Genomic DNA, 23,420 nt, shown 5'->3' with positions numbered 1-23,420 from the left:
CGGCAAAAGCGATGATCAGAAGGAATTTAGGACAAAAACCTCATTTTTGCCTACCGAAATACGCGATTTTAAACCAGTAACATAACAGCTAAAACCACGAGTAACAGTAGTGGATAACTTTGGGCATGACGTTTATCGCTAAGGTAAGGCATTAATAAAGAAGCAAAACGTATCCCTAGCCACGATGTCACAATTAAAATTAATGCCCCTTTGATATAGATCATCCCCAGAAAGCCCGATCCGAGGTCAATGTGTTTATCAATAGCGAAATAAAAATAGGTTAATGTACCCGTGATCGCCATTGGTAATGTCAATGGATTCGCAAAGGCAGCGGCTTGGATCATACTGGCACCACGGCGCCGCATTAATGGAACAGTCATCACACTGCCACCAACACCTAAAAATGCCGCTACCGCGCCAATCACCACACCAATCGGAGTATCTGCAAAAATACCACCACGAGAGAGTTGTATCCCCGTAGATTCTGTCTTCATAAAACCGGGACGAATAAAACAATCTAAAATAGTGATGATGAGATAGCCAATAAATATCCAACGAATTAATGCATTATCTACCGATAACGCCACAATCGCCCCAAATATCCCCCCCACTGAAATAGGGATAATAAATGGCTTTATAATTGGCCAGCTGAGATTTCCTTTTAAATAATGAGCGCGACTTGATAATGTTGATGAAAAAATCATCACGCAAGTGGATGTTGCCACCGCGATTTGCATCGCCACAGTTCCTGCATCGCTTTGTGGCCCCCATACTAAGGTAATTAGCGCATATAACAGTGGAACGGTGATAAAGCCGCCACCAAAACCAAATAGTGCGGTGGTGATCCCCGAAATAAAGCCAAATAAGCACAGAAGCAGTTCCACAGAAAATTCCTCATCAGTCATTGAGAAAATATCTTATCGATGAAAAAAGCCCCTTGCTTATGCAGATTTGACAACCTTGTTTGAGATTTCGCCAATGTTATTAATAAATGCAATTTTTTAATACGAAAAATAGAGTGTTTTTACACTCTATTTTTAACGTATTATTCATAACTACCTTTCATACTAGTCATAAAATAAAATTTTGGTAAATTAACCAATCGCATCTTTCTCTTTCTGATTTCCTCTATGTTTTTTTAAGTACGCTTCTATTTTCTTTTCTACTTTATCATTACATTCTTTTACCCAGATACGGTTATTAGGGTTTTGTTGCTTACATTTATCACCTTCATTTGATATTTTAAGTAAATCAACATATGTATCAAAATTCTTGAGGTAATATGCATCTTGCCCCTTTGGGTTATCTCTTGCGGCCATTTCTAAATAGTATTTAGCTTTATTAAAGTCCTGAGGGATCCCGCCGAGTCCATGTAAATAAATCGTCGAAAGATTTTTTCCTGCTACAATTACCTTATTACCATGAAGGTGGTAAGCTCGTTCATAATATGAAATTGCTTCTGGCATATTTACTTCCCCCCCATTACCATGCTGATAGTTTACCCCTGTAAATAACAGAGCTAACCCATTGTTAGAATTAATTTTTAATACTCTCTTCAAAAAGAAATTTGCCAGTGCACACTCTTCTTTTGCAGCTTTCACATTATGTAAATGCTTAAAATCCGTGCAACCAATTCTGAAAAAAGAAAATAAGGCATAATTATCATCTTCATTATTATTTTTTAATGCCCGATGATATAACTCAAGCACTTGCTGTTGGTTTGCAGGATAAGAAACTTTTTTAGGTAGGTCTGGGTCATAACGTAGTTCTGTTTCATTATACCCAATGGTATATAGACGATCTCTTACAGTTGGAATTAAAGGAGGATTTGTATTCCCTCCCCAAGTTGGAGTCCCGATAATGAACGCTCCTATAACGATAGACCATGAAAGCAACCTCACGAGATTTTTCCTAAATCATTGGTAAAGAGTGAAGTTGCATGAGGATAGCTTGTTATGGTGTCTGCAATTAAAAAGATACAGTCATCATTTGAGGGGAATGAAAAACCAAGCATATTATCAATAAGTTGATTAAAATTTTGTTGTAAATTAATCGTATTCGCTCGCTGGTGAAATAATACATCAACGACTTCAGTTTGCTTATTATTATCCCAACTTACCTTAGCCATTAATTTATGGAAATTACCATTCTCATCATAAAAATTGAGCTCATTTGCATTCAACTCAATTGCGTTAATGCCCATATTACTTAAATTTGTTAATTCATGGAATTGACTAATACCATCCGAATTTTTATCTTGCCAGACTTTTAACTCCAACCAAAACTTATCACTTGAATTAATAATTCTATCAGTATTACTGTCCAATTCAGATAAAGCAGAAAAGCCATCTTTCAGTCGTGTATTACTAATCTGTAGGCTATTGTTACCAAACAATTCGTTACCTGAATTAATCATGCCATCTTTATTTTTATCCCACACCAGTAATCCATCATCTGGGTGTACCCAGCCTGTTCGCGACTTAATTGCATTTCCTTTAAAATCGAATTCAACGCCAAAACTATCTACTAAAGTTTGTACACCATTACCACCTAAATCAATTACTAATGGTGTTTCGTAATCATCAGCCAAATTGTCTAAATTCTCATAAGCATCATCAGGCCAAAAGGGGATATTAATACCTTGCATGCCTGCTTTTTCTAGCTCTGACTGAACAAATTTACCGCACGTTTTTTCCCCAGTTAAACTAAATGGATTATAATTCGGAGGCTGCGTTTTTCCTGTTTTATAATCATGCATAGCCGTATATAGATTATTGAAATGACTAAAAAACTGTTGATTATTTGATGTTATCGTCAATGTGGAAGCACTTTTATAACGAACATGATCATTAAAAGACAAATTATCTTTTGATGACCCCCAATCTTCTCCTGGACTAAGTCCCATGCTAATTTGTTCATAATTATGTGTCACAGGATTAATGCCTCGAATACTAATATAGGTATGTCCCCATTGTGATGTATTCCCCGTGTCTTCTCCTAACTGATTGTAAATTGGACTACCTTTAGGCGCCACATGAATGGTTATGCTGGGTGGCCCTATCTGCATCGGGTCATGACCTGCGCCTAAGTTTCTATGAATATTCATATCTTCTAGTTTATGGATCTGTAGGTGCTTTATTGACTCTGTCATAATACATATTCCTTATGTTATTACTTTGAATAAATCCCTAATATTTCTACAGATTTTTACCTTTATTTTAAATAAATAAATTATTTACCAATTATTTTATATAACCCCCATTTTTATGGGTAAATATTAACCTGCATAAAAAAAGCAAATTAAATGATTTACTAATAATTTATAAATATAAATAATTACCATTCTTCTCGATAATCGAATGAAACTTGATAATCATATTTATTAAATTTAAATTTATGTTTTATATGCTTTTGAAGATTAGAGGCCCAATCAGAAAGCACATCAAAACAACCATTATTAATAATGTTTTCTTCAGGGTTAATAGTTTTTTCTATAATGCTACCATCATCCCCTAAGTCAAGAGAATACTCTTCACCAACATATTCTTCTGTTTGTTTATCAAACCAAACCAGATGAATTTTTAATCCCATTTTTTCTCCTTATAGATACTTTGTTATATTGCTTTTAGGCGCTTTTATTTTAATTACTCTCGTATTTCAGCCTCTCCACAAAGCTAACAATTAATTATATTTTCTTTATACACTGGACTCAATTGATACTGATTATCATTATTTGTTATACCCTATATGATTATCTTTTTCTTATTTAAGCTGCATAAACAAAGAGGGTGGCCTAAGCCACCCTCTTACTCACTTATAATATTAAACTGAATTATTTCAGAACATTATAAATAACGGTTTCACCTGCTTTCACGTCACCTTCAACTAAAATTTCGACGCCAGAAAAATCATCGATATTGCTGATGATAACAGGGCTAATCATTGATTTAGCATTGGCTTCAAGGAACGCGAGGTCTAAGTTCAGGATTGGTGTGCCAGCGGTTACTTCAGCACCTTCTTCCACTAAACGTGCGCAACCTTCACCTTTCAGTGCAACCGTATCGATCCCCATATGAACAATGAGTTCAACACCGTTTTCTGTTTCAAGGCAGAATGCGTGGTTAGTTTCGAAAATTTTCACCACCGTACCTGACGCCGGCGCTAACACTTCGCTGCTTGTTGGTTTGATGGCAATACCATCGCCCACAATGCGGCTAGAAAACGCTTCATCAGGCACATCGTCAAGGGAGAACACTTGACCACTGACTGGCGCAACCAGAGATAAAATCACATTACCTTTTGTTTTCGCAGGCTCTGCGGCTTTTTTCTCTTCTGCTGCTGCAACTGGTGCAGAACCGGCAATAGGGCCTTTTGCAATTACTTCAGTCATTGCTTTTGCGACCAATTCAGCACGTGTACCGACAATCACTTGCACATTTTGTTTGCTTAAGCGGATAACACCTGAAGCGCCTAAACGTTTAGTCATCGCATCGTTAACAACTGCTGAATCTTTAACGCCTAAACGTAAACGTGTAATACAAGCATCAATACTGACGATGTTATCACTACCACCAACCGCTGCAACATATTGGCGAGCTTCTTTTTGAATATCGCTGTCACTGTTATCGGCAGGGCTAATGCTTTCGTCATAACCATCAATCGTTTCATCACCTGCGCTCTCTTCACGGCCTGGTGTTAACAGGTTGAATTTACGGATCATGAAACGGAAAATGACATAGTAAATGCAAAAGAAGACTAAGCCTTGAACAATCAACATATACCACTGAACGGCTAATGGGTTACGTGATTGCAATAACATATCGACTAAACCTGCGCTGAAACCGAACCCTGAAATCCATTCCATTGTTGCTGCGATATAAACCGAAATACCCGTTAACAATGCGTGGACTACGTACAGAATTGGCGCCACGAACATGAATGAGAATTCAAGTGGTTCAGTGATACCGGTGAAGAATGCCGCAAACGCACCAGCAATCATAATACCAGCCACTTTGGCTTTGTTTTCCGGGCGAGCACAGTGGTAAATCGCTAATGCCGCACCAGGTAAACCAAACATCATGATTGGGAAGAAGCCTGCTTGATAGCGACCAGTGATACCTACCGTTGCCAAGCCGGCATCAATTGACTTAGCGCCGCCTAAGAAGTTCGGAATATCATTGATCCCAGCAACGTCAAACCAGAACACAGAGTTAAGTGCGTGGTGTAGACCAACAGGAATTAATAAACGGTTGAAGAAGGCATAAATACCCGCTCCCACAGAACCTAAATCTTTAATGCTTTCACCGAAAGAAACCAAACCATTATATACCACCGGCCAAACATACATCAGAATGAAGGCTAAGATGATCATTAAGAATGATGTCAAAATCGGCACGAGGCGACGACCGCTAAAGAAAGACAACGCTTTTGGTAGCTCTACGCCACTGTAGCGGTTGTACAATTCAGCAGACAATACCCCAACTAAGATACCCACGAATTGGTTATTTATTTTACCGAATGCCGCAGGAACGCTTTCCAACGGAACATTCATGATCATGGAATAAGATGCTGGCGAACACAGTGTTGTCACGACTAAAAAGCCAACAAAACCGGTCAGCGCAGCCGCACCGTCCTTATCTTTTGACATTCCATAAGCAACACCAATAGCAAACAGTACGGACATATTATCAATAATAGCCGCACCCGATTTTATCAGTAACGCTGCGATTGCACTATTGGCTCCCCAACCATCTGGGTCAATCCAATAGCCAATCCCCATCAGGATTGCTGCGGCTGGTAGTACAGCAACTGGCACCATAAGTGCCCTACCAATCCGCTGTAAGTAGCTAAGAATATTCACAAACTCCCCCTTTATCGCCCTATTTTTGCCCCATTTACGGGATCTTATTGTTCACACACCTAAATCATAATTTAGGTTATTGAGAGTATCAATTTCATAGTCTAAATTAATTGTTTCGCGATGCAAAATAAATAGGTTCGATTTGTGATAAATGTCAACGAAAGAGTTACTGATATGACTAAATTACTAGCTATTATCGAAAACTTATTTTATGATTAAAAATAACTTATTTGTACTATTAACCTGTATATTCTCAGCACACTTGAATGCATGTCCTGAAACAAAAATAGCATGTCAACCAAGTGATAATGCACAATAAATTTGAAGTATAACGAGTATTCCTATATCTAATGAATAACATCAGGGATACATATATACATGAAAGATTTCACAGACTTATTAGAGGTAATTGAGACATGAGGCTAATTCCACTTAATAATGCGCATGATGTTGGCATTTGGTCCGCACAGTATATCGCTGACAAAATCAACGCATTCAACCCTACTGCTGATCGCCCTTTCGTTCTTGGGTTACCAACAGGCGGTACCCCTCTTGCCACTTATAAAGCACTGATTGCTTTATATAACGCAGGAAAAGTTAGTTTTAAGCATGTGGTAACATTTAATATGGATGAATATATTGGTATTCCAGCTAATCATCCTCAAAGCTATCACACATTTATGCATGAAAATTTCTTTAACCACATCGACATTCAAGCGCAAAATATTAATTTACTGAATGGTAATGCCCCAGATGTTGATGCGGAATGCCAACGTTATGAAGATAAAATTAAATCTTACGGCAAAATTAATTTATTTATGGGCGGCGTAGGTAACGACGGTCACATTGCTTTTAATGAACCCGGTTCTTCATTGAACTCACGCACCCGCATTAAAACATTGACACCAGAAACGCGCCAAGCTAACTCACGTTTCTTTGATAATGATATCAATCAAGTACCAAAATTTGCTTTAACTGTCGGTGTCGCCACATTAATGGATGCTGAAGAGTTAATGGTACTTGCAACGGGTGCGAATAAAGCGAACGCAGTTCATGCCGCAGTTGAAGGTTCAATTAACCATATGTGGACAGTGAGCTGCGTGCAAATGCACCCAAAAGCACTGGTCGTCTGTGATGAACCCGCAACACTCGAATTAAAAGTTAAAACGCTTAAATATTTCAAACAGCTAGAATCTGAAATTATTGAAAAGTTTAACTAAGATTATATTTATCAATCACCCGATCAGCGAAGGCTGATCGGTGACCCACTTTCCAGAGGTCAGGAGTTTTAAGCCATGTATGCATTAACAAATTGCATTATTTATACAGGTCATGAAAGACTGGATAACCATGCGGTCGTCATTGATGGTGAAATCATCAAAGATGTTTGTCCTGTCTCTGAATTACCTTCCCATATTCCACAACATGACCTACAAGGTGCGACGTTATCTGCAGGGTTTATTGACCTGCAAGTCAACGGCTGTGGTGGTGTCCAATTCAATGATAATAAAGAAAATGTCACATTAAAGAATTTGGATATCATGCAAAAAGCCAATGAGCGTACAGGATGTACCAGTTACCTGCCAACGCTGATTACCTGCTCTGACGAATTGATGAAGCATGGTATTGAGGTCATGACTGAGTACTTAAAAGACCACAAGAACCAAGCTCTCGGGCTCCATTTAGAAGGCCCATATATTAATGTTATTAAAAAAGGCACACATAACCCTGAATTTATCCGCCAACCATCCGCGCAGATGATTGATTATTTAGCTGCTCATGCAGACTCCATCACTAAAATCACTTTAGCGCCTGAAATGGTTGAACTTGATTACATTCATCAATTGAAAGATTCCGGCATTGTTATTTCTGCTGGGCATTCAAATGCAACGTATGAAGAGGCTAAACTGGGCTTTAAAGCCGGAATTCGCTTTTCAACGCATCTTTTCAACGCCATGCCATATATTTCAGGCCGTGGCCCCGGTTTAGTTGGTGCTATTTATGACACTCCTGAAGTGTATGCAGGAATTATTGCTGATGGCTTACATGTTCAGTGGGCAAATATCCGTAATAGTAAGCACTTAAAAGGTGATAAATTAATTTTAGTGACTGATGCCACAGCGCCGGCAGGAATAGATCCTCAAACTGGTGAAATGGATCATTTTATCTTCGCGGGTAAAACCATATACTACCGCGATGGATTATGTGTAGATGAAAATGGCACACTCAGCGGCTCATCACTCACCATGATAGAAGCAGTGAGAAACAGTGTAGAGTACGTGGGTATTCCATTAGATGAAACACTGAGAATGGCAACGCTCTACCCCGCAAGAGCCATTGGAGTTGATGAGACTTTAGGGTCTATTGCTCCGGGTAAAATTGCGAATTTAACCGCGTTTAACCACGACTTCGACGTCCTTGCAACCTATGTTAACGGAGCAGAAGTCTACAAAAAATGAGTAACTAGCTAATGAATCAAAGCCACTCGCTGAAGCAAATTGGTAATATTGATCTCGTCAAACAACTAAATAGCGCTGTCGTCTATAGTTTAATTGACCAACATGGCCCGATATCAAGAATTCAAATCGCGGAGCAAAGCCAACTTGCCCCAGCCAGTGTGACTAAAATCACTCGCCAGTTACTCGAACGTGGTTTAATTAAAGAAGTTGACCAACAGGCCTCTACTGGAGGCCGTCGTGCCATATCTATTGTTTCTGAACACAAAAATTTTCACACGATTGGCGTCCGCTTAGGGCGCTATGATGCCACCATCGCCTTATACGACTTAGGTGGCAAAATGATTATCGATGCCCATTACCCTATCACAGAGCCTTCTCAGCAAGCCGTAGAACAAAAGTTGATTGCCGCTCTTGATGATTTTATTGAGCACAATCACAAGCGCTTAAAAGAGCTGATTGCGATTTCTATTATTCTCCCTGGGTTAGTTAACCCAAATAGTGGGATTGTTTACTACATGCCACATATCAAGGTCGACAATTGGCATCTCATCGACAATTTACAAGCACACTTTAAAATTACCTGTTATGCAGGGCATGATATTCGCAGCCTAGCCCTCGCTGAGAGCTATTTTGGTGCTACTCGTGATTGCGAAGACTCTCTACTAGTTCGCATCCACAGAGGCGCAGGGGCGGGTTTAGTCATCAATAAAGAGATATTACTCAACCATCGAGGTAACCTCGGGGAAATTGGGCATATTCAAGTTGACCCTCTTGGCGAACTTTGCCATTGCGGTAATTTTGGTTGTTTAGAAACCATTGCCTCAAACCAAGCGATTGAAGCCCGCGTAAAACAGCGTTTAGAACAAGGCTATTCGAGCTCCCTTACATTGGAAACTTGTACGATTTCCCATATTTGCCAAGCCGCTAATAAGGGAGATCCACTTGCTACGGAAGTTATCCAGCACGTTGGCCGGCAAATCGGTAAAGCGATAGCTATCTCTATAAACTTATTTAACCCTGAAAAAGTCGTTATTGCAGGCGATATCACGGAAGCAGAACAAATTCTGTTACCCGCAATTCAAAGCTGCATTGATACACAAGCCTTAAAAGGATTTAGAGAGAATCTTCCCATCGTCACATCGCAGCTAGTTCATAACTCGGCAATAGGCGCTTTCGCACTCACTAAACGCGCGATGCTCAATGGTGAATTATTACAAAAACTGTTTGAAAGCTAATTTTTGGCGTGTTTTTTTAAAGCAGGTTGAGATACCTGCTTTTTTATTGTCTATAAACTGAACGCTGCATTCCATACATCACTTTTAGCATACTCCCCATTCCTCCGTTTTGTTCCCCCACACAAATTTTTTAGCTCTTTCGCTATTTTATTTCACACCATAACCAAATTACATTTATCTAGCGTCTAAGACAAAAAGTGATTTTTTTCAAATACGGGCTTGTTTTTTGCTGGCTTTATCGACAAAATGATTATTCAACAAACAAACAGTCACGTTTTCTAAAAAATAGTGCAAAAAGCTGTTGACTGTCGGGTCTGTAATTAGCATAATGCGCCCCGCAACGCCGACGAAGGTTATGCAAAAAAAGATGGCTATGTAGCTCAGCTGGTTAGAGCACAACACTCATAATGTTGGGGTCACAGGTTCGAATCCCGTCATAGCCACCATTATTTGCGGGAGTGGCGAAATTGGTAGACGCACCAGATTTAGGTTCTGGCGCCGCAAGGTGTGCAAGTTCAAGTCTTGTCTCCCGCACCATTTTCCTTCTCGGTAGCATTGAATTTAAGATTGGGGTATCGCCAAGCGGTAAGGCACCAGGTTTTGATCCTGGCATTCCCAGGTTCGAATCCTGGTACCCCAGCCATCTTAAAACAATCAATAGTAGAATTCCCGGATGGGGTATCGCCAAGCGGTAAGGCACCAGGTTTTGATCCTGGCATTCCCAGGTTCGAATCCTGGTACCCCAGCCATCTACTATCCTACCTAGAGTTGCACAATTCATTTCAAAGAAATTATATATGGCTATGTAGCTCAGTTGGTTAGAGCACAACACTCATAATGTTGGGGTCACAGGTTCGAATCCCGTCGTAGCTACCATTTCTTTTGTTGGGGTATCGCCAAGCGGTAAGGCACCAGGTTTTGATCCTGGCATTCCCAGGTTCGAATCCTGGTACCCCAGCCATTCTCTTTTCAATATCACTTAAATTAACGCCTATTCTCTCTTTCTCTGCCTAAACTATCTTAATTTTGCTTATCGATTTTATTGATAAATTAAATAAAAAATAAAAAAATAGCAGATAACTCCATTTTTTAATAGGTTGAGGCTTCATCTCTACTGTTTTTTATATTTCTATCTCTATTTTTAGCTTAAATGATGACTTTTTGGTAGTTTCTTTATTTATTTAATTCCAATATTATCGGATAACCAATAGCTTAATCGCTTAAAGTGATATTAAAGCAACATTTAGCTCATAAAATTTACGTTTGCATAACTTTTCTATCAAATATGTGACTTCAATCATTTCTCTATAACTGCTGAAAGTGGTAATCTGCGCTCGAATTGTAGTTAGGTATGATTATTACCAGTTAAATTATTATCAACCTCTGGTACTAATAGATTCAGCCCCTTCTTCCATTCCAACTAAATTAGTTCTCAGAAACTCTAATAAAAGTTTTAAACCTAATAATTATAAATTGCCAAACGCAACATTTTTACAGAGAAAATTTATGCGAAACATGATAAAGCAACCAATATATAAGATTTTATATGTTCAGGTAATCGTAGCCATCGTTCTGGGTATCGCACTTGGCCACTTTTTTCCAGACATTGGAGAATCATTAAAACCGCTTGGTGATGCATTCATCAAAATCGTTAAAATGATTATCGCGCCAGTTATCTTCTTAACTGTTGTTACTGGTATATCTGGCATGTCAAACATGAAGGCCGTTGGTAGCGTCGCAGGTAAAGCGATGCTCTACTTCATCACTTTCTCGACCATCGCCCTCGTCATCGGTCTTATCGTCGCGAATATCATTCGCCCAGGTTCAGGCCTTAATATTGATCCGGCAACCCTTGATAGCACTAAAGTTGCCACCTACGTTGAAAAAGCACACGAATCTTCGATAGTTGGCTTCTTGATGAATATCATCCCTGATACCGTCATTAGTCCATTAGTAAACGGCAACATCCTGCAAGTTCTATTTATTGCTGTCATTTTCGGATTAGCATTAGCTGCAACAGGTAAACACGGCGAGCCCATTGTAAAACTACTACAAAACTTCTCTGAACCTGTGTTCAAAATGGTTGCGATGCTCATGAAACTCGCACCTATCGGGGCATTTGGCGCAATGGCATTTACTATTGGTAAATATGGAATATCCTCTATCGGCAACTTAATGATGCTGATTATGACGTTCTATATTACCTCACTGTTGTTCGTCTTACTTGTTCTGGGTGCAGTTGCTAAATACAACGGCTTCTCCATCATTGCGCTAATTAAATATATCAAAGACGAGCTATGGTTAGTTTTAGGTACCTCTTCTTCCGAAGCGGCACTGCCAAGCTTAATGCGCAAAATGGAGCATGCAGGGTGTGAAAAATCGGTTGTCGGGTTAGTTATCCCAACGGGTTATTCATTCAATCTTGATGGTACGAATATTTATATGACGATGGCTGCATTGTTTATTGCCCAAGCCACTAATATTGAGCTCACTATTTGGCAACAAATTTCGTTGCTGTTAGTTGCGATGATAAGCTCAAAAGGTGCAGCTGGTGTGACGGGTGCAGGGTTTATTACCTTAGCAGCCACACTGATGGTGGTGCCAAGCGTTCCTGTCGCAGGTATGGCGCTTATTTTAGGTATCGACCGTTTTATGTCTGAGTGCCGTGCATTAACTAACTTAGTGGGTAACGCATGTGCGTGTATCGTTGTTGCGCGTTGGGAAAAAGAACTCGACACAGAAAAACTGGCTCATGCATTTTCAGCAAAAAATGAAACATTAGATTCAGTGATTACTGAAGATGACAGCATCAATACAGACACAAGTAATATTCAGCCGGTTGATTTAGCTAATAATAAATAACCATAACTTCTTCACTTAATAATAAATAGGCCGCTAATTAGCGGCCTATTTATTATATTCAAGATAATTTCTATAAACCTAAAGCATACTTCAACGCCAGCTTTTTCGCTTCTCCAGCACGCTGTGCCGCCATCAACCCAAGGTTCCTAACTATTTTCAATCCTGGTAACTTTTCACTAAATGCCATATAAAATACGTCCATTCCAGCTTGCATAATTAAATTATCAGGCAAACGACGGCGTTGATAACGCTTCAATACATCAAGGGAATGCCAAGGTTGTATGTATTCGCGCGCGTAAATCACTTCTTTCAACAACGCATCAACATCTCGGTAGCCTAAATTCACTCCCTGCCCCGCTAATGGATTAATGGTATGAGCGGCATCACCAATCAATGCTAATCCATCTATTACATAGCGACGAGCATGATGACGAGTCAGTGGAAATGCCCCTGACGCAATTGCGGTAACAGGCCCTAAACGTTCAGGGAAAGCTTCAGAAATCGCTCCCGTCAACTGTTCCATTGACATGCCTTGTAAACGCCTAATCTTTGCAGGGCTGTCATACCAGACTAATGAAGCCCAATTATCATACAGCGGTAAAAATGCCCTAGGCCCTGATGGAAAAAACTGCTGCCATGTTTTATCTTGCTGAGACTGCTGTGTTTGAATGCTAATCAACATACATGATTGGCGATACTGCCAGCCACGGCTACCAATCCCTGCCATTTTGCGGACCTGCGAATTCGCGCCATCAGCTCCAATAACAAGCTTAGCTTGCAGAGCTCGGCCATCATCTAATGCTAATATCCACTCTTCTTGTGACTTAGGTTGGTATAAATTGATAAGTCTCGCAGGGCAGACAAGGTCTAGATTGCTGTATTTTTCACATTCTTGCCATAATGCAAGCTGTAACACACGGTTTTCTACCATAAACCCAAGTTCAGGCAACCCAAGACTCTGAGCATCAAAAACCACATTGCTCTCTGGCTCTTCCCATGTTTCTAACTGACGATATGGAGCACTTCGCATTGCTTTAACATGTTGCCAAGCCCCTAATTGCTCCAACAATTCAACAGAAGCACGGCTAATCGCAGAAATACGAACATCTGGAGCACTTTGTGGGTCAAAGGCCGCAGGTTGTGCTTTTTCAAGCAAAGCGACTCGCATGCCTTCTTGAGCAAAGCCCAATGCTGCTGCCGCGCCAGTCATACCTGCGCCAACGACGACAACATCATAAGATTCGATTAATTTATTCATACGTTCGCTACTATTTATTGTTTAATAAAGATTGTTGTTTGATAACAGTGACCACGTTGATAAAGGTATTGTACCGAAAAATGATGATCCTCACAGGAAATATAAGCATTGAAGGCTTAGAGGTTATTCGAGCCCTTCATCTTTATAACCTTACAAACAGTGTATTTTGCCGAAAACACTTTAATTTGCACAAAAAATAACCACAATTTTGCAACATCCTCTGGTCACTGATGCCGCAAATGAATACAATACGTGCTAATTTTAAAACAATAGGCAAATTGCCTGCCCTTAGATTTCGTGTGGTGATATTATTTTAAATATCTTTGCATTTATCCCATCATACAATGATGTCCTTAATCAAAATGCATGCGAGTTCCCAAATATAAAGGGTAGGACTTTGGATTTACAACGCGTTTCGGAGTCCATTACACTAGCCGCTTCGAAAACACCGGATATACGACATGTCGACGAATAAAAAGCTATACATTAAAACTTGGGGTTGCCAGATGAATGAGTATGACTCATCCAAAATGGTTTCTTTATTAGAAAATACCCATGGTTATCAACTCACTGAAATTGCTGAAGAAGCAGATTTATTACTGCTTAATACCTGTTCAATTCGTGAAAAAGCACAAGAAAAAGTCTTCCATCAACTTGGTCGTTGGAAGTTTTTTAAAGACAAAAACCCTGACATTATTATTGGTGTAGGCGGCTGTGTCGCTTCACAAGAAGGGGATTTTATTCGCCAACGTGCACCAAGCGTTGACATCGTTTTCGGCCCGCAAACTTTGCACCGTTTGCCTGAGATGATTAACCAAGTTCAAGGTACGCGCAGCCCAGTTATTGATATCAGCTTCCCTGAAATTGAAAAATTTGACCGTTTACCCGAACCTCGTGCTGAAGGGCCAACGGCTTTCGTTTCGATTATGGAAGGCTGTAATAAGTATTGCACCTTCTGCGTAGTGCCTTATACCCGTGGTGAAGAAGTTAGCCGCCCTTGTGATGATATTCTATTTGAAATCGCACAGTTAGCTGCACAAGGTGTGCGTGAAGTTAACTTACTGGGTCAAAACGTGAATGCTTACCGCGGTGAGACCTTTGATGGTGAAATTTGCTCATTTGCAGAATTACTGCGTTTAGTTGCAGCTATTGATGGTATCGACCGAGTTCGCTTTACCACTAGCCACCCAATTGAATTTACTGACGATATCATCGAAGTTTACCGCGATACTCCAGAATTAGTCAGCTTCTTGCATCTACCTGTGCAAAGTGGCTCAGACCGCGTTCTAACGATGATGAAACGTGCTCATACGGCACTTGAATACAAAGCCATTATTCGCAAACTACGCGAAGCACGCCCTGGTATTCTTATCAGTTCAGACTTTATCGTGGGCTTCCCTGGTGAAACAACCGAAGACTTCGAAAAAACCATGAAACTGATTGCTGACGTGAATTTTGACATGAGCTACAGCTTTGTTTATTCCGCACGTCCTGGCACACCCGCTGCAGATTTACCTGACGACGTAACGGAAGATGAGAAAAAACAGCGTCTATACTTACTGCAACAGCGCATTAATCAGCAGGCATTAAGCTTCAGCCGCCAAATGGTGGGAACCATTCAACGTATCTTAGTTGAAGGAACATCGCGTAAAAATGTTATGGAGCTGTCTGGACGTACTGAAAATAACCGTGTTGTGAACTTTGAAGGTACACCGGATATGATTGGTAAATTTGTGGATGTCGAAATTGTGGATGTTTATACCAACTCATTACGCGGTAAAGTCATTCGTACAGAAGATCAAATGGGTCTTCGCGTTCATGAATCGCCAGAGTCTGTTATTGCACGCACCCGTAAAGAAGATGAGCTAGGTGTTGGTAGTTTTCAGCCCTAAGCCACAACCATAGGATATTCAGTGACCGAGACAAAAAATTTGCAAATCGCAACACAAGAAATCTTTCTAGAACCCGCAGATAACCAACGTTTAATGAGCCTCTGCGGGCCATTTGACGATAATATCAAGCAGCTAGAACGCCGCCTTGCTATCGAAATTAATCGCCGTGATAACCGTTTTAAGTTATCGGGTAAGCCGCTGAACGTTCAAGCGGCCAGCAAAATTTTGCGTCAACTGTATGTTGATACCGCGCCTGTGCGCGGTGTTATCCCTGATATCGACCCTGAAAATATTCACTTAGCCATTCTGGATAGCCGTGTTTTAGAGCAATCCGCCGATAGCGTTCCTGACTACGGTAAAGCGGTGAATATTAAGACTAAACGTGGTGTGATCAAACCACGCACCCCAAATCAAGCGCAATATATCGCCAATATTTTAGACCATGATATTACGTTTGGCATTGGCCCTGCGGGAACTGGGAAAACCTATTTAGCGGTAGCCGCGGCAGTTGATGCCTTAGAACGCCAAGAAGTTCGCCGCATTCTGCTTACGCGCCCTGCTGTTGAAGCAGGTGAAAAACTTGGTTTTTTACCGGGCGACCTCAGCCAAAAAGTCGACCCTTACCTGCGCCCACTTTATGATGCGCTATTCGAAATGTTAGGCTTTGAAAAAGTTGAAAAACTGATTGAGCGTAATGTTATCGAAGTCGCGCCGCTGGCCTATATGCGTGGCCGTACGTTGAATGATGCTTTTATTATTTTAGATGAGAGCCAAAACACCACCATCGAGCAGATGAAGATGTTTTTAACACGTATTGGCTTTAATTCTAAAGCGGTTGTGACGGGAGATATTACTCAGGTTGACTTGCCTCGCGGTAGTAAATCAGGATTACGTCATGCCATTGAAGTGCTCTCCGAAGTCGATGATTTAAGCTTCAATTTCTTCCACAGTGAAGATGTGGTTCGTCATCCTGTTGTTGCCAAAGTCGTCATGGCTTATGAAGCATGGGAAGAACAAGACAATAAACGTCGCCAACAGTTACGTGAAGAAAAAGAACAGCAAAAGCAATTTGAAAAGCAGGAAAATCTATAAATGAGTGACATTATTCTCGATTTACAAATTGCGTGCGAAAACCCTGAAGGCTTGCCTCCTGAAGCCGAATTTCAGCGTTGGTTAACAGCTGTTTTGCCTAAATTTCAAGCACAAAGTGAAGTCACTATTCGGGTGGTTGATGAACCCGAAAGCCATCACTTAAACTTAACCTATCGTGGCAAAGACAAACCGACCAACGTGTTGTCATTCCCCTTTGAGGCTCCGCCAGAAATTGAGCTGCCTTTGCTCGGTGATTTAATTATCTGTCGCCAAGTTGTTGAGCAAGAAGCTATCGAGCAACAAAAAACGGCAGAAGAACACTGGGCTCATATGGTCGTTCATGGTTGCCTTCATCTTTTAGGCTATGATCATATTGAAGATGATGAAGCAGAAGAAATGGAAAGTTTAGAAACCGAAATTCTGGCTGAATTAGGCTACGAAGACCCATATCTTGCAGAAAAAGAGTGACCTAACTATAATTTTTTGAGATATCTTTCTCAAAGAAAGCATTATTTTACAAAAAACTGACGGTTATTTTGCAGATAAACCGTCAATTTTGTGCTAAAAAAGAATGTAGCAAACTGTTTTTATTAACTAACCTAAGCTCCAAATACTTTGACTTGGGCTACTTTTGGTACCAAGTGCAGCCAACAACGCTGCGGTTCGAGATACGACGAGTGAATACTCTAAATAATTCGAATTGCAGCTAGGCGGCAAGCTAGGATATCTCGATGAGCATACATAAGTATGTGATTCGATTAGCCGAGTCCAGCCAACAACGCTGCAGTTCGAAGTATGACGAGTATTTTTTGAGGAAAAAAAAATTAACCGCCATGAGCGACGATAACTCTTCGAGTAGCGATAACCCTGGTCCTAAGAAAGGGTTCTTTGCACTGTTAAATCACCTATTTCATGGTGAACCTAAAAATCGTGATGATTTGGTCGAATTAATCCGCGACTCTGAACAGAACGATTTGATCGATCCTGACACCCGCGAAATGCTTGAAGGGGTAATGGATATCGCGGATCAACGCGTGCGCGACATTATGATCCCGCGTTCCCAAATTGTTACCTTAAAACGTAATCAAACGCTTGATGAGTGCCTTGATGTCATTATTGACTCTGCTCACTCACGCTTCCCTGTTATTAGTGAAGACAAAGACCATATCGAAGGGTTATTGATGGCAAAAGATTTACTGCCATTTATGCGTACCGACGCAGAGCCTTTTAGTATCGATAAGGTATTACGCCAAGCGGTTGTTGTACCTGAAAGTAAGCGAGTAGACAGACTACTCAAAGAATTCCGCTCTCAACGCTATCATATGGCTATCGTTATTGATGAGTTTGGTGGTGTTTCTGGTCTAGTAACCATTGAAGATATTTTAGAGCTCATCGTAGGCGAAATCGAAGACGAGTATGACGACCAAGACGATGTTGATGTTCGCCAGCTTAGCCGCCATTCTTATTCTGTCCGCGCCCTGACGCAGATTGAAGATTTCAATGAAGCCTTTGGGACTCATTTTAGTGACGAAGAAGTTGATACGGTCGGTGGCCTCGTTATGCAAGCCTTTGGTCATCTACCTTCTCGTGGTGAAACCATAACCATAGACAACTATCAATTTAAAGTTGCGATGGCAGATAGTCGCCGGATCCTTCTGCTTCACGTAAAAATCCCAGACGACGCGCCAGTTCCAACTTTGGAAGAAGAAAAGACTTAATGAACTCAACGTCTATTTATCAAAGTCAGCGGTTGCGGTTACTGCTGGCTTTAATTTTCGGAGCCAGTGGAACGCTGGCTTTTTCGCCTTTTGACATCTGGCCTGCCGCACTACTTTCTATCCTTTTCCTCCAATTACTGACCTTGCAGCGCACGGTCAAGCAATCTTTTGCTATCGGCTTTGCTTGGGGATTTGGCTTATTCGGTAGTGGCGTTAACTGGGTTTACGTCAGCATTGCAGATTTTGGCGGCATGCCAGGCCCTGTTAACGTATTTATTGTTATTCTTTTAGCGGCATACCTTTCTCTTTATACTGGGCTTTTTGGCGCATTGATGGCTAAATTTGCCCCACATGCCAATATTTGGCGTTTAGTCTTTTTTGCCCCAGCACTGTGGCAGGTTACTGAGTTTTTACGTGGTTGGGTTCTCACTGGTTTTCCATGGCTGCAATTTGGTTATAGCCAAATTGATGGGCCGATGAAAGCTCTCGCTCCTATATTTGGGGTGGAAATGATTACGTTGCTATTATTTAGCATCAGTGGTCTGCTAGTACTCGCTATCCTACGCCGCAGCTTTATCGCGCTCGCTGTTGCGGCTGCCTTAATTTTTGCCCCATTAATTGCCAAAAATGTACAATGGTTTACCTCCCTTGAAGACAAGAAAATGGAAGTGGCACTGGTTCAAGGCAACATTCCCCAATCAATGAAGTGGGAAGCCAGCTTCTTACAACAAACCAAAGACACCTATATGGAGCTCTCTCGCCCTTATATCGGTAAAGCGTCTTTGATTGTTTGGCCTGAATCGGCAGTACCTTCCGTTGAGCTCGACAACCAAACGTGGCTTAAATCTCTCGACCAATTACTGGCAGAGTCGAACACTCAGTTAATTACGGGTATTGTGGATGCACGCCCGATGGATGGTGAATATACTTTTTATAATACAATCATTGTATTAGGCGATAAAAAACCGTATTTATATCCATCTAAAAACCGCTATAACAAACACCATTTAGTGCCATTTGGTGAATATGTACCTTTAGAAGATTTACTGCGCCCTATCGCACCGTTCTTTAATTTGCCGATGTCGGGTTTTAGCCGTGGCGATTATGAACAAGCGCAATTAGCAGTTGGTAATATTCATCTAACGGCTGCGATTTGCTATGAAATTATTTTAGGTACACAGGTCAGAGATAACTTTAAGCCTGATAGCGACTACTTACTTACTGTTTCAAATGATGCGTGGTTTGGAAAATCCATAGGCCCTTGGCAACACTTCCAAATGGCACGGATGCGTTCTTTGGAGTTAGGCCGCCCACTGTTGCGCTCAACCAATAATGGTATCACCGCAGTGATCAGTGCAGATGGCTCTATTCAGGATATGCTGCCACAATTTAAAACGGCAACACTGGCTACTGAAGTCACCCCAACAACAGGGCTGACTCCTTACGCACGTTGGAGTAATTATCCGATGTGGGGAGTGGTCGTGGTATTTGGTATTCTCGGTTTTGCTATGAATAGACGTCAAAAGTAACGATGTTAACCCCACCTCGATGTCTATAAATGAGGTGGGGAAACTAGCTAAGCAACTAATAACCCTCGTACATCTGCAATTTTCACTGTCACAATACAACCTACATTGAATTGTAAAAAATCATCTTCAATACCATCGGAAAAAATAACGCCGTTATCGGGCATTAATGACTCCACCGCTAACGGGTTACTCGGCTCTATCGTGCCAAATACCCATCTGGTTCCTGTCGTTTTACTTAAAAACGGCTCCCTAACACTAAACTGTAACTTACATTCCTCCCAGCCAAATCCTTGTGCTAACGGATGATTATTCCCTCCCATAATTGCCTGTGCCCCCGCTAAAATAGATTGAAACCACCCCGTTGACCCAAGTCCGGTCGATATAATAATTCCAGAGGATGATTGAAACTCTTGTTCTCCATTCCAGTTCAATAAATAACGTGCCGATGTGTGGCTTTTCGGGCCAATAAATAAATCATTCACCGCCAGTAGTGATTGCCCGTCATTGGTTGTTGCCTGTGCAAAGGTCACTGATTTTTGTTCAACCTGACCTTTCAATGTTTTCGTTACCACCTCCTGTAATTGACTAATTTCAAATGGCAGTAGTTTTCCATCCCACCTTGCAGGATCGGGGTTAATCGCAATAACGGGCTGCCCTTTTAAATACTTTAACGTATTAGCCACTAAGCCATCCTGCCCAATCACGACGATAATGTCCTGCTTAGAAAATTGGTAGCTTGGTAATAATTTTCTTTCCAATAATTGAAATCGGCCTAAAGACTTCAAAATTGATTCAGCTTGAACTAATTGCCGCTGATATAAATCATGTTCATTCAAGTAATCATCGACTTCCACATGATTATGTTCCAAATAAAATTTTGCCTGAGGCCATGTATTGAAACGTTCAATGAGCTCCTGTAAGCGAGTTTTACGTATCACGAGAATGAATCGGGCATCATCAATCTTATTCATTATTTCGCCCCTTTTTTCATTAGCTGTCCAAATAAATCAGGGGAAATATTTAACTCGCCAATTTTTCCTGCATTTTGTGCTAATGATTCAAATGCCATTGCCATCAATTGCTCTGGTCCCATTTTCGCCAACGCAAGCGCTTTTAAGTTCTCCACTGGTAATTGGCTATAAGCTTTCATTTTAGATTCAATCGCATAGGCATCTGCATCAGATTGGATCCGTTGGTTTTCCACGCTAAGTGCCACCAACTCATTACGTTTTGCTTCCGCACTCACCTGTGCTGTTAATTCTTCTTGCTTAATCTCTGCACGTTCACGTAACAACTTACGTTCATTATCAAGGCGAGCTTCTTCAATTTGCTGCTCTTTGGCCTGCACAGATAAGTCAGTTTCTAGCTCAGCTTCTTTAATCGTCCTTTCTTGTTCGACAGAAAATTTTCGTCTGGCATAGATAGCGTCATCCGCTTCTTTCAAAATGGATTCTCTCGCTTGTGCTTCTAATGCTTTGAGGGTTTCAGGTGAAGGTGCAATTGCTGCAATGGAAACATCTAAAATAGCGATGCCTAATGACTCGATTGCAGCTTGTTCTGCAAGTTGCTTGCTAACTAATGTCACCAATGATTGGCTAATCAATAATGCATCTCGTAATGAAGTAGTTTGTATCTTAGCTTGGATAATAGTTTGAGCCGCACGCACTACCCTGTCGCTCAGTTTAAGTGGATCTTCAGATGCATAGCTTTTTCCATCTTTAGTTAAGTTAAAATTTAAAACATCCGCCGTTTTTTCGGCAGCGACTACCTGAAAAGAAATTTGTCCCTGAATACGTAAACTTTGGAAATCAGAAGATTGTAAATTAAAAATAAAGGGGGCTTCTTGTGCATTCAATGGAAGCGCCGCAATAGAGGTTTTATCCGAGTTATACCAAAAACTGAGCCCCTTACCTTGTTTACGCACTTTTCCATTCACTGATTGAATAACAAAAGTTGATGAGTCTGCTTTGAAATATTTAAAGTTAAACATAGTGTACTCCTCATTAATGTCCTTAAGACTTTAATTTATTATTGTCTTATAGACAAAAAGAAGTCAAGAAATAAATGTCCTAATGACAATAACTATTTTTATCTGTATGATTTCCCCCTAAACTTCACCTTTGAATTTGAGTGGTAACAATATGAATGAAAAAGAATTTCTTGCTAGCTATGACAGAAAGGATTATTTATCACCTTTACTCACTGTCGATGCCGTTTTGTTTGCTTACCATGAAAACACGTTGAAGGTATTACTGGTTGAACGAGCTAGTTTCCCCGAAAAGGGGAAATGGGGTTTGCCGGGAGGATTTATTGATGAGCAACATGATCAAACCTTAGAAGAAGCTATTTTACGTAAACTAAAAGAAAAAACAGGCGTGATCCCCCCTTATATTGAGCAGCTTTGTACAGTTGGAAACCACCAACGTGATCCACGCGGTTGGTCTGTCACTGTTTGTTATACGGCTCTAATTGCTTACCAAGCCTGTGAAGCCCATATTGATACAGTAGATTCTGTCAGGTGGGTCTCTATTGATGAAATAGATCAGCTTTCTCTTGCGTTCGACCATTTTAAACTCTATCAACAAGCGAGAGAACGTCTAAAGCAAAAATCACTTTATTCGATAGTTCCAGGCTTTGCATTACCTGAAGTTTTTACCTTAGCTGAACTTCAACATGTCCATGAAGTTCTGATTGGTAAGCCCCTGCAAAATAAATCATTTAGGCGCCGACTTGAACAAGCGGATTTGTTGATTGATACTGGAGAGAAACGCCATGAGCGCGGTCGCCCTGCTAATTTATATCGCTTAAAACCACAATCAGCGGATTACCGTTTTATTCGTAATTTGGAATTTTAATTTTTGAACTGCCTGATAAATCAATATTATCAGGCACCGCAATGAATGCTATTGGCAAATCGCAGGGGTCACAATATAAGTAAAAATGAGTTTGTTGGACTTATGGTAATTATGCGTAATGCCTTCAGGGAACATTCCATGCAAAATATCCATACCTGCATTTTTACCGCAGTAGTTGCGGTTCAAAATTTCACGCATATTTTGCTGCCAGCTATCGCCTTCCAATACGTTATCAGGGATCCCTTTGATGGTGTATTGGTAAAATAACATGCCATTTTTCGCGGTGACTTCAGTCAATAGAGTCACATCATCAATCAGCATAGGTAATGATTCTGCCATGTCAGACAGAAAAATGCCCCGTAACATCGTTGGGTCATCATCTCCTTTAGCATTAAAGGCATTAATTTTATCTTCTGTTGAATTAGCTTTTATTTCATCATAACGCTGTTCTATTTGTGAATTTTCGATCGTTCCTGACGGTTGTTCCGGTACTGTTTTCTCTTCCACCTCAGGGGAACATCCCGCGATTAGTATCACACCTAAAAATAATCCAACCACTTTTTTAAACATAGCCATCCCATTCACCTATTTTATTATTTATATAGCCGAATGAGTTTACCATAATGATAAATTAAACTTATAGGCAGAAAAATCCCCTTT

Annotated in this window: 19 protein-coding genes and 6 tRNA genes; 16 read left to right on the top strand and 9 right to left on the bottom strand. The window is 40.6% G+C overall.

Annotated features, from left to right (window positions below):
* Positions 1-68: 68 nt before the first annotated feature.
* From PR683_RS19485 to nagE, 5 genes are all read right to left on the bottom strand, one after another.
* Positions 69-884: a sulfite exporter TauE/SafE family protein gene (locus PR683_RS19485; RefSeq protein ID WP_110732271.1), complete on the bottom strand. Its 816-nt coding sequence runs from the start codon at positions 882-884 to the stop codon at positions 69-71.
* A 210-nt stretch (positions 885-1,094) separates the two neighbouring features.
* Positions 1,095-1,901 carry a sel1 repeat family protein gene (locus tag PR683_RS19480; RefSeq protein ID WP_226537870.1) on the bottom strand — a complete coding sequence of 269 codons (807 nt, stop codon included), beginning with the start codon at positions 1,899-1,901 and terminating at the stop codon, positions 1,095-1,097.
* Positions 1,898-3,151, bottom strand: coding sequence for a hypothetical protein (locus tag PR683_RS19475; RefSeq protein WP_210844971.1), 1,254 nt, complete (start codon positions 3,149-3,151; stop codon positions 1,898-1,900). The genes PR683_RS19480 and PR683_RS19475 overlap by 4 nt, the downstream gene beginning before the upstream one ends.
* Before the next feature lie 185 nt (positions 3,152-3,336).
* Complete coding sequence (locus PR683_RS19470) at positions 3,337-3,591, bottom strand: colicin E3-like toxin immunity protein (RefSeq protein WP_004909005.1); 255 nt, start codon at positions 3,589-3,591, stop codon at positions 3,337-3,339.
* Positions 3,592-3,832: 241 nt separating this feature from the next.
* Positions 3,833-5,860, bottom strand: a complete 2,028-nt coding sequence (gene nagE, locus PR683_RS19465) for an N-acetylglucosamine-specific PTS transporter subunit IIBC (RefSeq protein WP_110731782.1) — start codon at positions 5,858-5,860, stop codon at positions 3,833-3,835.
* A gap of 416 nt (positions 5,861-6,276) precedes the next feature.
* Between nagE and nagB the strand changes: the two genes are divergently transcribed.
* The 10 genes from nagB to PR683_RS19415 all read left to right on the top strand — a co-directional run bounded on the left by nagB (position 6,277) and on the right by PR683_RS19415 (position 12,416).
* A complete protein-coding gene (gene nagB / locus PR683_RS19460; RefSeq protein WP_004909001.1) occupies positions 6,277-7,080 on the top strand; it encodes a glucosamine-6-phosphate deaminase in 804 nt (267 codons plus the stop codon).
* A 75-nt stretch (positions 7,081-7,155) separates the two neighbouring features.
* Entirely contained in the window at positions 7,156-8,319 is a 1,164-nt protein-coding gene (gene nagA / locus PR683_RS19455; protein WP_004908999.1) for an N-acetylglucosamine-6-phosphate deacetylase, read from the top strand.
* Positions 8,320-8,330: 11 nt separating this feature from the next.
* A complete protein-coding gene (nagC, locus tag PR683_RS19450) occupies positions 8,331-9,554 on the top strand; it encodes a DNA-binding transcriptional regulator NagC (RefSeq protein WP_196723911.1) in 1,224 nt (407 codons plus the stop codon).
* A gap of 369 nt (positions 9,555-9,923) precedes the next feature.
* Positions 9,924-10,000, top strand: a tRNA-Met gene (locus tag PR683_RS19445).
* A gap of 6 nt (positions 10,001-10,006) precedes the next feature.
* Positions 10,007-10,091, top strand: a tRNA-Leu gene (locus PR683_RS19440).
* A 31-nt stretch (positions 10,092-10,122) separates the two neighbouring features.
* Positions 10,123-10,197 (top strand) — tRNA-Gln (locus PR683_RS19435).
* Between the two features lie 31 nt (positions 10,198-10,228).
* Positions 10,229-10,303, top strand: a tRNA-Gln gene (locus tag PR683_RS19430).
* Between the two features lie 50 nt (positions 10,304-10,353).
* Positions 10,354-10,430 (top strand) — tRNA-Met (locus tag PR683_RS19425).
* A gap of 10 nt (positions 10,431-10,440) precedes the next feature.
* Positions 10,441-10,515 (top strand) — tRNA-Gln (locus PR683_RS19420).
* Positions 10,516-11,060: 545 nt separating this feature from the next.
* Positions 11,061-12,416, top strand: coding sequence for a dicarboxylate/amino acid:cation symporter (locus PR683_RS19415; protein ID WP_109912839.1), 1,356 nt, complete (start codon positions 11,061-11,063; stop codon positions 12,414-12,416).
* 70 nt (positions 12,417-12,486) lie between these two features.
* Here PR683_RS19415 and ubiF read toward each other — a convergent pair whose 3' ends face one another.
* Positions 12,487-13,674, bottom strand: coding sequence for a 3-demethoxyubiquinol 3-hydroxylase (ubiF, locus tag PR683_RS19410; RefSeq protein ID WP_109912840.1), 1,188 nt, complete (start codon positions 13,672-13,674; stop codon positions 12,487-12,489).
* A gap of 461 nt (positions 13,675-14,135) precedes the next feature.
* On the opposite strand from ubiF, the gene miaB reads away from it, so the two are divergent.
* The 5 genes from miaB (at position 14,136) to lnt (ending at position 19,905) form a co-directional block, all read left to right on the top strand.
* Positions 14,136-15,566: a tRNA (N6-isopentenyl adenosine(37)-C2)-methylthiotransferase MiaB gene (gene miaB, locus PR683_RS19405; protein WP_004908990.1), complete on the top strand. Its 1,431-nt coding sequence runs from the start codon at positions 14,136-14,138 to the stop codon at positions 15,564-15,566.
* Between the two features lie 39 nt (positions 15,567-15,605).
* A complete protein-coding gene (locus PR683_RS19400) occupies positions 15,606-16,658 on the top strand; it encodes a PhoH family protein (protein ID WP_004908988.1) in 1,053 nt (350 codons plus the stop codon).
* Positions 16,659-17,126, top strand: coding sequence for an rRNA maturation RNase YbeY (gene ybeY, locus PR683_RS19395; RefSeq protein WP_004908987.1), 468 nt, complete (start codon positions 16,659-16,661; stop codon positions 17,124-17,126).
* A gap of 365 nt (positions 17,127-17,491) precedes the next feature.
* A complete protein-coding gene (gene corC / locus PR683_RS19390; RefSeq protein WP_004908986.1) occupies positions 17,492-18,376 on the top strand; it encodes a CNNM family magnesium/cobalt transport protein CorC in 885 nt (294 codons plus the stop codon).
* Entirely contained in the window at positions 18,376-19,905 is a 1,530-nt protein-coding gene (gene lnt, locus PR683_RS19385; protein ID WP_123382158.1) for an apolipoprotein N-acyltransferase, read from the top strand. Before corC ends, lnt begins: the two co-directional genes overlap by 1 nt.
* A 47-nt stretch (positions 19,906-19,952) precedes the next feature.
* On the opposite strand, the gene PR683_RS19380 is transcribed toward lnt, so the two are convergent.
* Positions 19,953-20,876 (bottom strand): sugar kinase, encoded by a 924-nt coding sequence (locus PR683_RS19380; RefSeq protein WP_272581947.1) that lies wholly within the window; start codon positions 20,874-20,876, stop codon positions 19,953-19,955.
* A complete protein-coding gene (locus PR683_RS19375) occupies positions 20,876-21,895 on the bottom strand; it encodes an SPFH domain-containing protein (protein ID WP_109913202.1) in 1,020 nt (339 codons plus the stop codon). The genes PR683_RS19380 and PR683_RS19375 overlap by 1 nt, the downstream gene beginning before the upstream one ends.
* 151 nt (positions 21,896-22,046) lie before the next feature.
* Between PR683_RS19375 and PR683_RS19370 the strand changes: the two genes are divergently transcribed.
* Positions 22,047-22,760, top strand: coding sequence for an NUDIX hydrolase (locus PR683_RS19370; RefSeq protein WP_004908966.1), 714 nt, complete (start codon positions 22,047-22,049; stop codon positions 22,758-22,760).
* Between the two features lie 48 nt (positions 22,761-22,808).
* Here the strand turns inward: PR683_RS19370 and PR683_RS19365 are convergent, their stop codons facing one another.
* A complete protein-coding gene (locus PR683_RS19365; protein WP_117162198.1) occupies positions 22,809-23,336 on the bottom strand; it encodes a protein K in 528 nt (175 codons plus the stop codon).
* Between the last annotated feature and the right edge of the window lie 84 nt (positions 23,337-23,420).

This window comes from Providencia sp. PROV269 (assembly GCF_028477785.1).
Taxonomy (GTDB): domain Bacteria; phylum Pseudomonadota; class Gammaproteobacteria; order Enterobacterales; family Enterobacteriaceae; genus Providencia; species Providencia rettgeri.
The sequence above is the reverse complement of the archived record's forward strand: the minus strand, read 5'-3'. Positions and strand labels throughout refer to the sequence as shown.

Bases quoted from the DNA above. Each gene is read 5' to 3' on its own strand.
- PR683_RS19475 (WP_210844971.1), bottom strand. From the start codon at position 3,151: ATGACAGAGTCAATAAAGCACCTACAGATCCATAAACTAGAAGATATG.
- PR683_RS19470 (WP_004909005.1), bottom strand. From the start codon at position 3,591: ATGGGATTAAAAATTCATCTGGTTTGGTTTGATAAACAAACAGAAGAA.
- nagA (WP_004908999.1), top strand. From the start codon at position 7,156: ATGTATGCATTAACAAATTGCATTATTTATACAGGTCATGAAAGACTG.
- miaB (WP_004908990.1), top strand. From the start codon at position 14,136: ATGTCGACGAATAAAAAGCTATACATTAAAACTTGGGGTTGCCAGATG.
- corC (WP_004908986.1), top strand. From the start codon at position 17,492: ATGAGCGACGATAACTCTTCGAGTAGCGATAACCCTGGTCCTAAGAAA.
- PR683_RS19415 (WP_109912839.1), top strand. From the start codon at position 11,061: ATGCGAAACATGATAAAGCAACCAATATATAAGATTTTATATGTTCAG.
- ybeY (WP_004908987.1), top strand. From the start codon at position 16,659: ATGAGTGACATTATTCTCGATTTACAAATTGCGTGCGAAAACCCTGAA.
- PR683_RS19365 (WP_117162198.1), bottom strand. From the start codon at position 23,336: ATGGCTATGTTTAAAAAAGTGGTTGGATTATTTTTAGGTGTGATACTA.
- nagB (WP_004909001.1), top strand. From the start codon at position 6,277: ATGAGGCTAATTCCACTTAATAATGCGCATGATGTTGGCATTTGGTCC.
- PR683_RS19375 (WP_109913202.1), bottom strand. From the start codon at position 21,895: ATGTTTAACTTTAAATATTTCAAAGCAGACTCATCAACTTTTGTTATT.
- PR683_RS19380 (WP_272581947.1), bottom strand. From the start codon at position 20,876: ATGAATAAGATTGATGATGCCCGATTCATTCTCGTGATACGTAAAACT.
- lnt (WP_123382158.1), top strand. From the start codon at position 18,376: ATGAACTCAACGTCTATTTATCAAAGTCAGCGGTTGCGGTTACTGCTG.
- PR683_RS19370 (WP_004908966.1), top strand. From the start codon at position 22,047: ATGAATGAAAAAGAATTTCTTGCTAGCTATGACAGAAAGGATTATTTA.
- nagC (WP_196723911.1), top strand. From the start codon at position 8,331: ATGAATCAAAGCCACTCGCTGAAGCAAATTGGTAATATTGATCTCGTC.
- ubiF (WP_109912840.1), bottom strand. From the start codon at position 13,674: ATGAATAAATTAATCGAATCTTATGATGTTGTCGTCGTTGGCGCAGGT.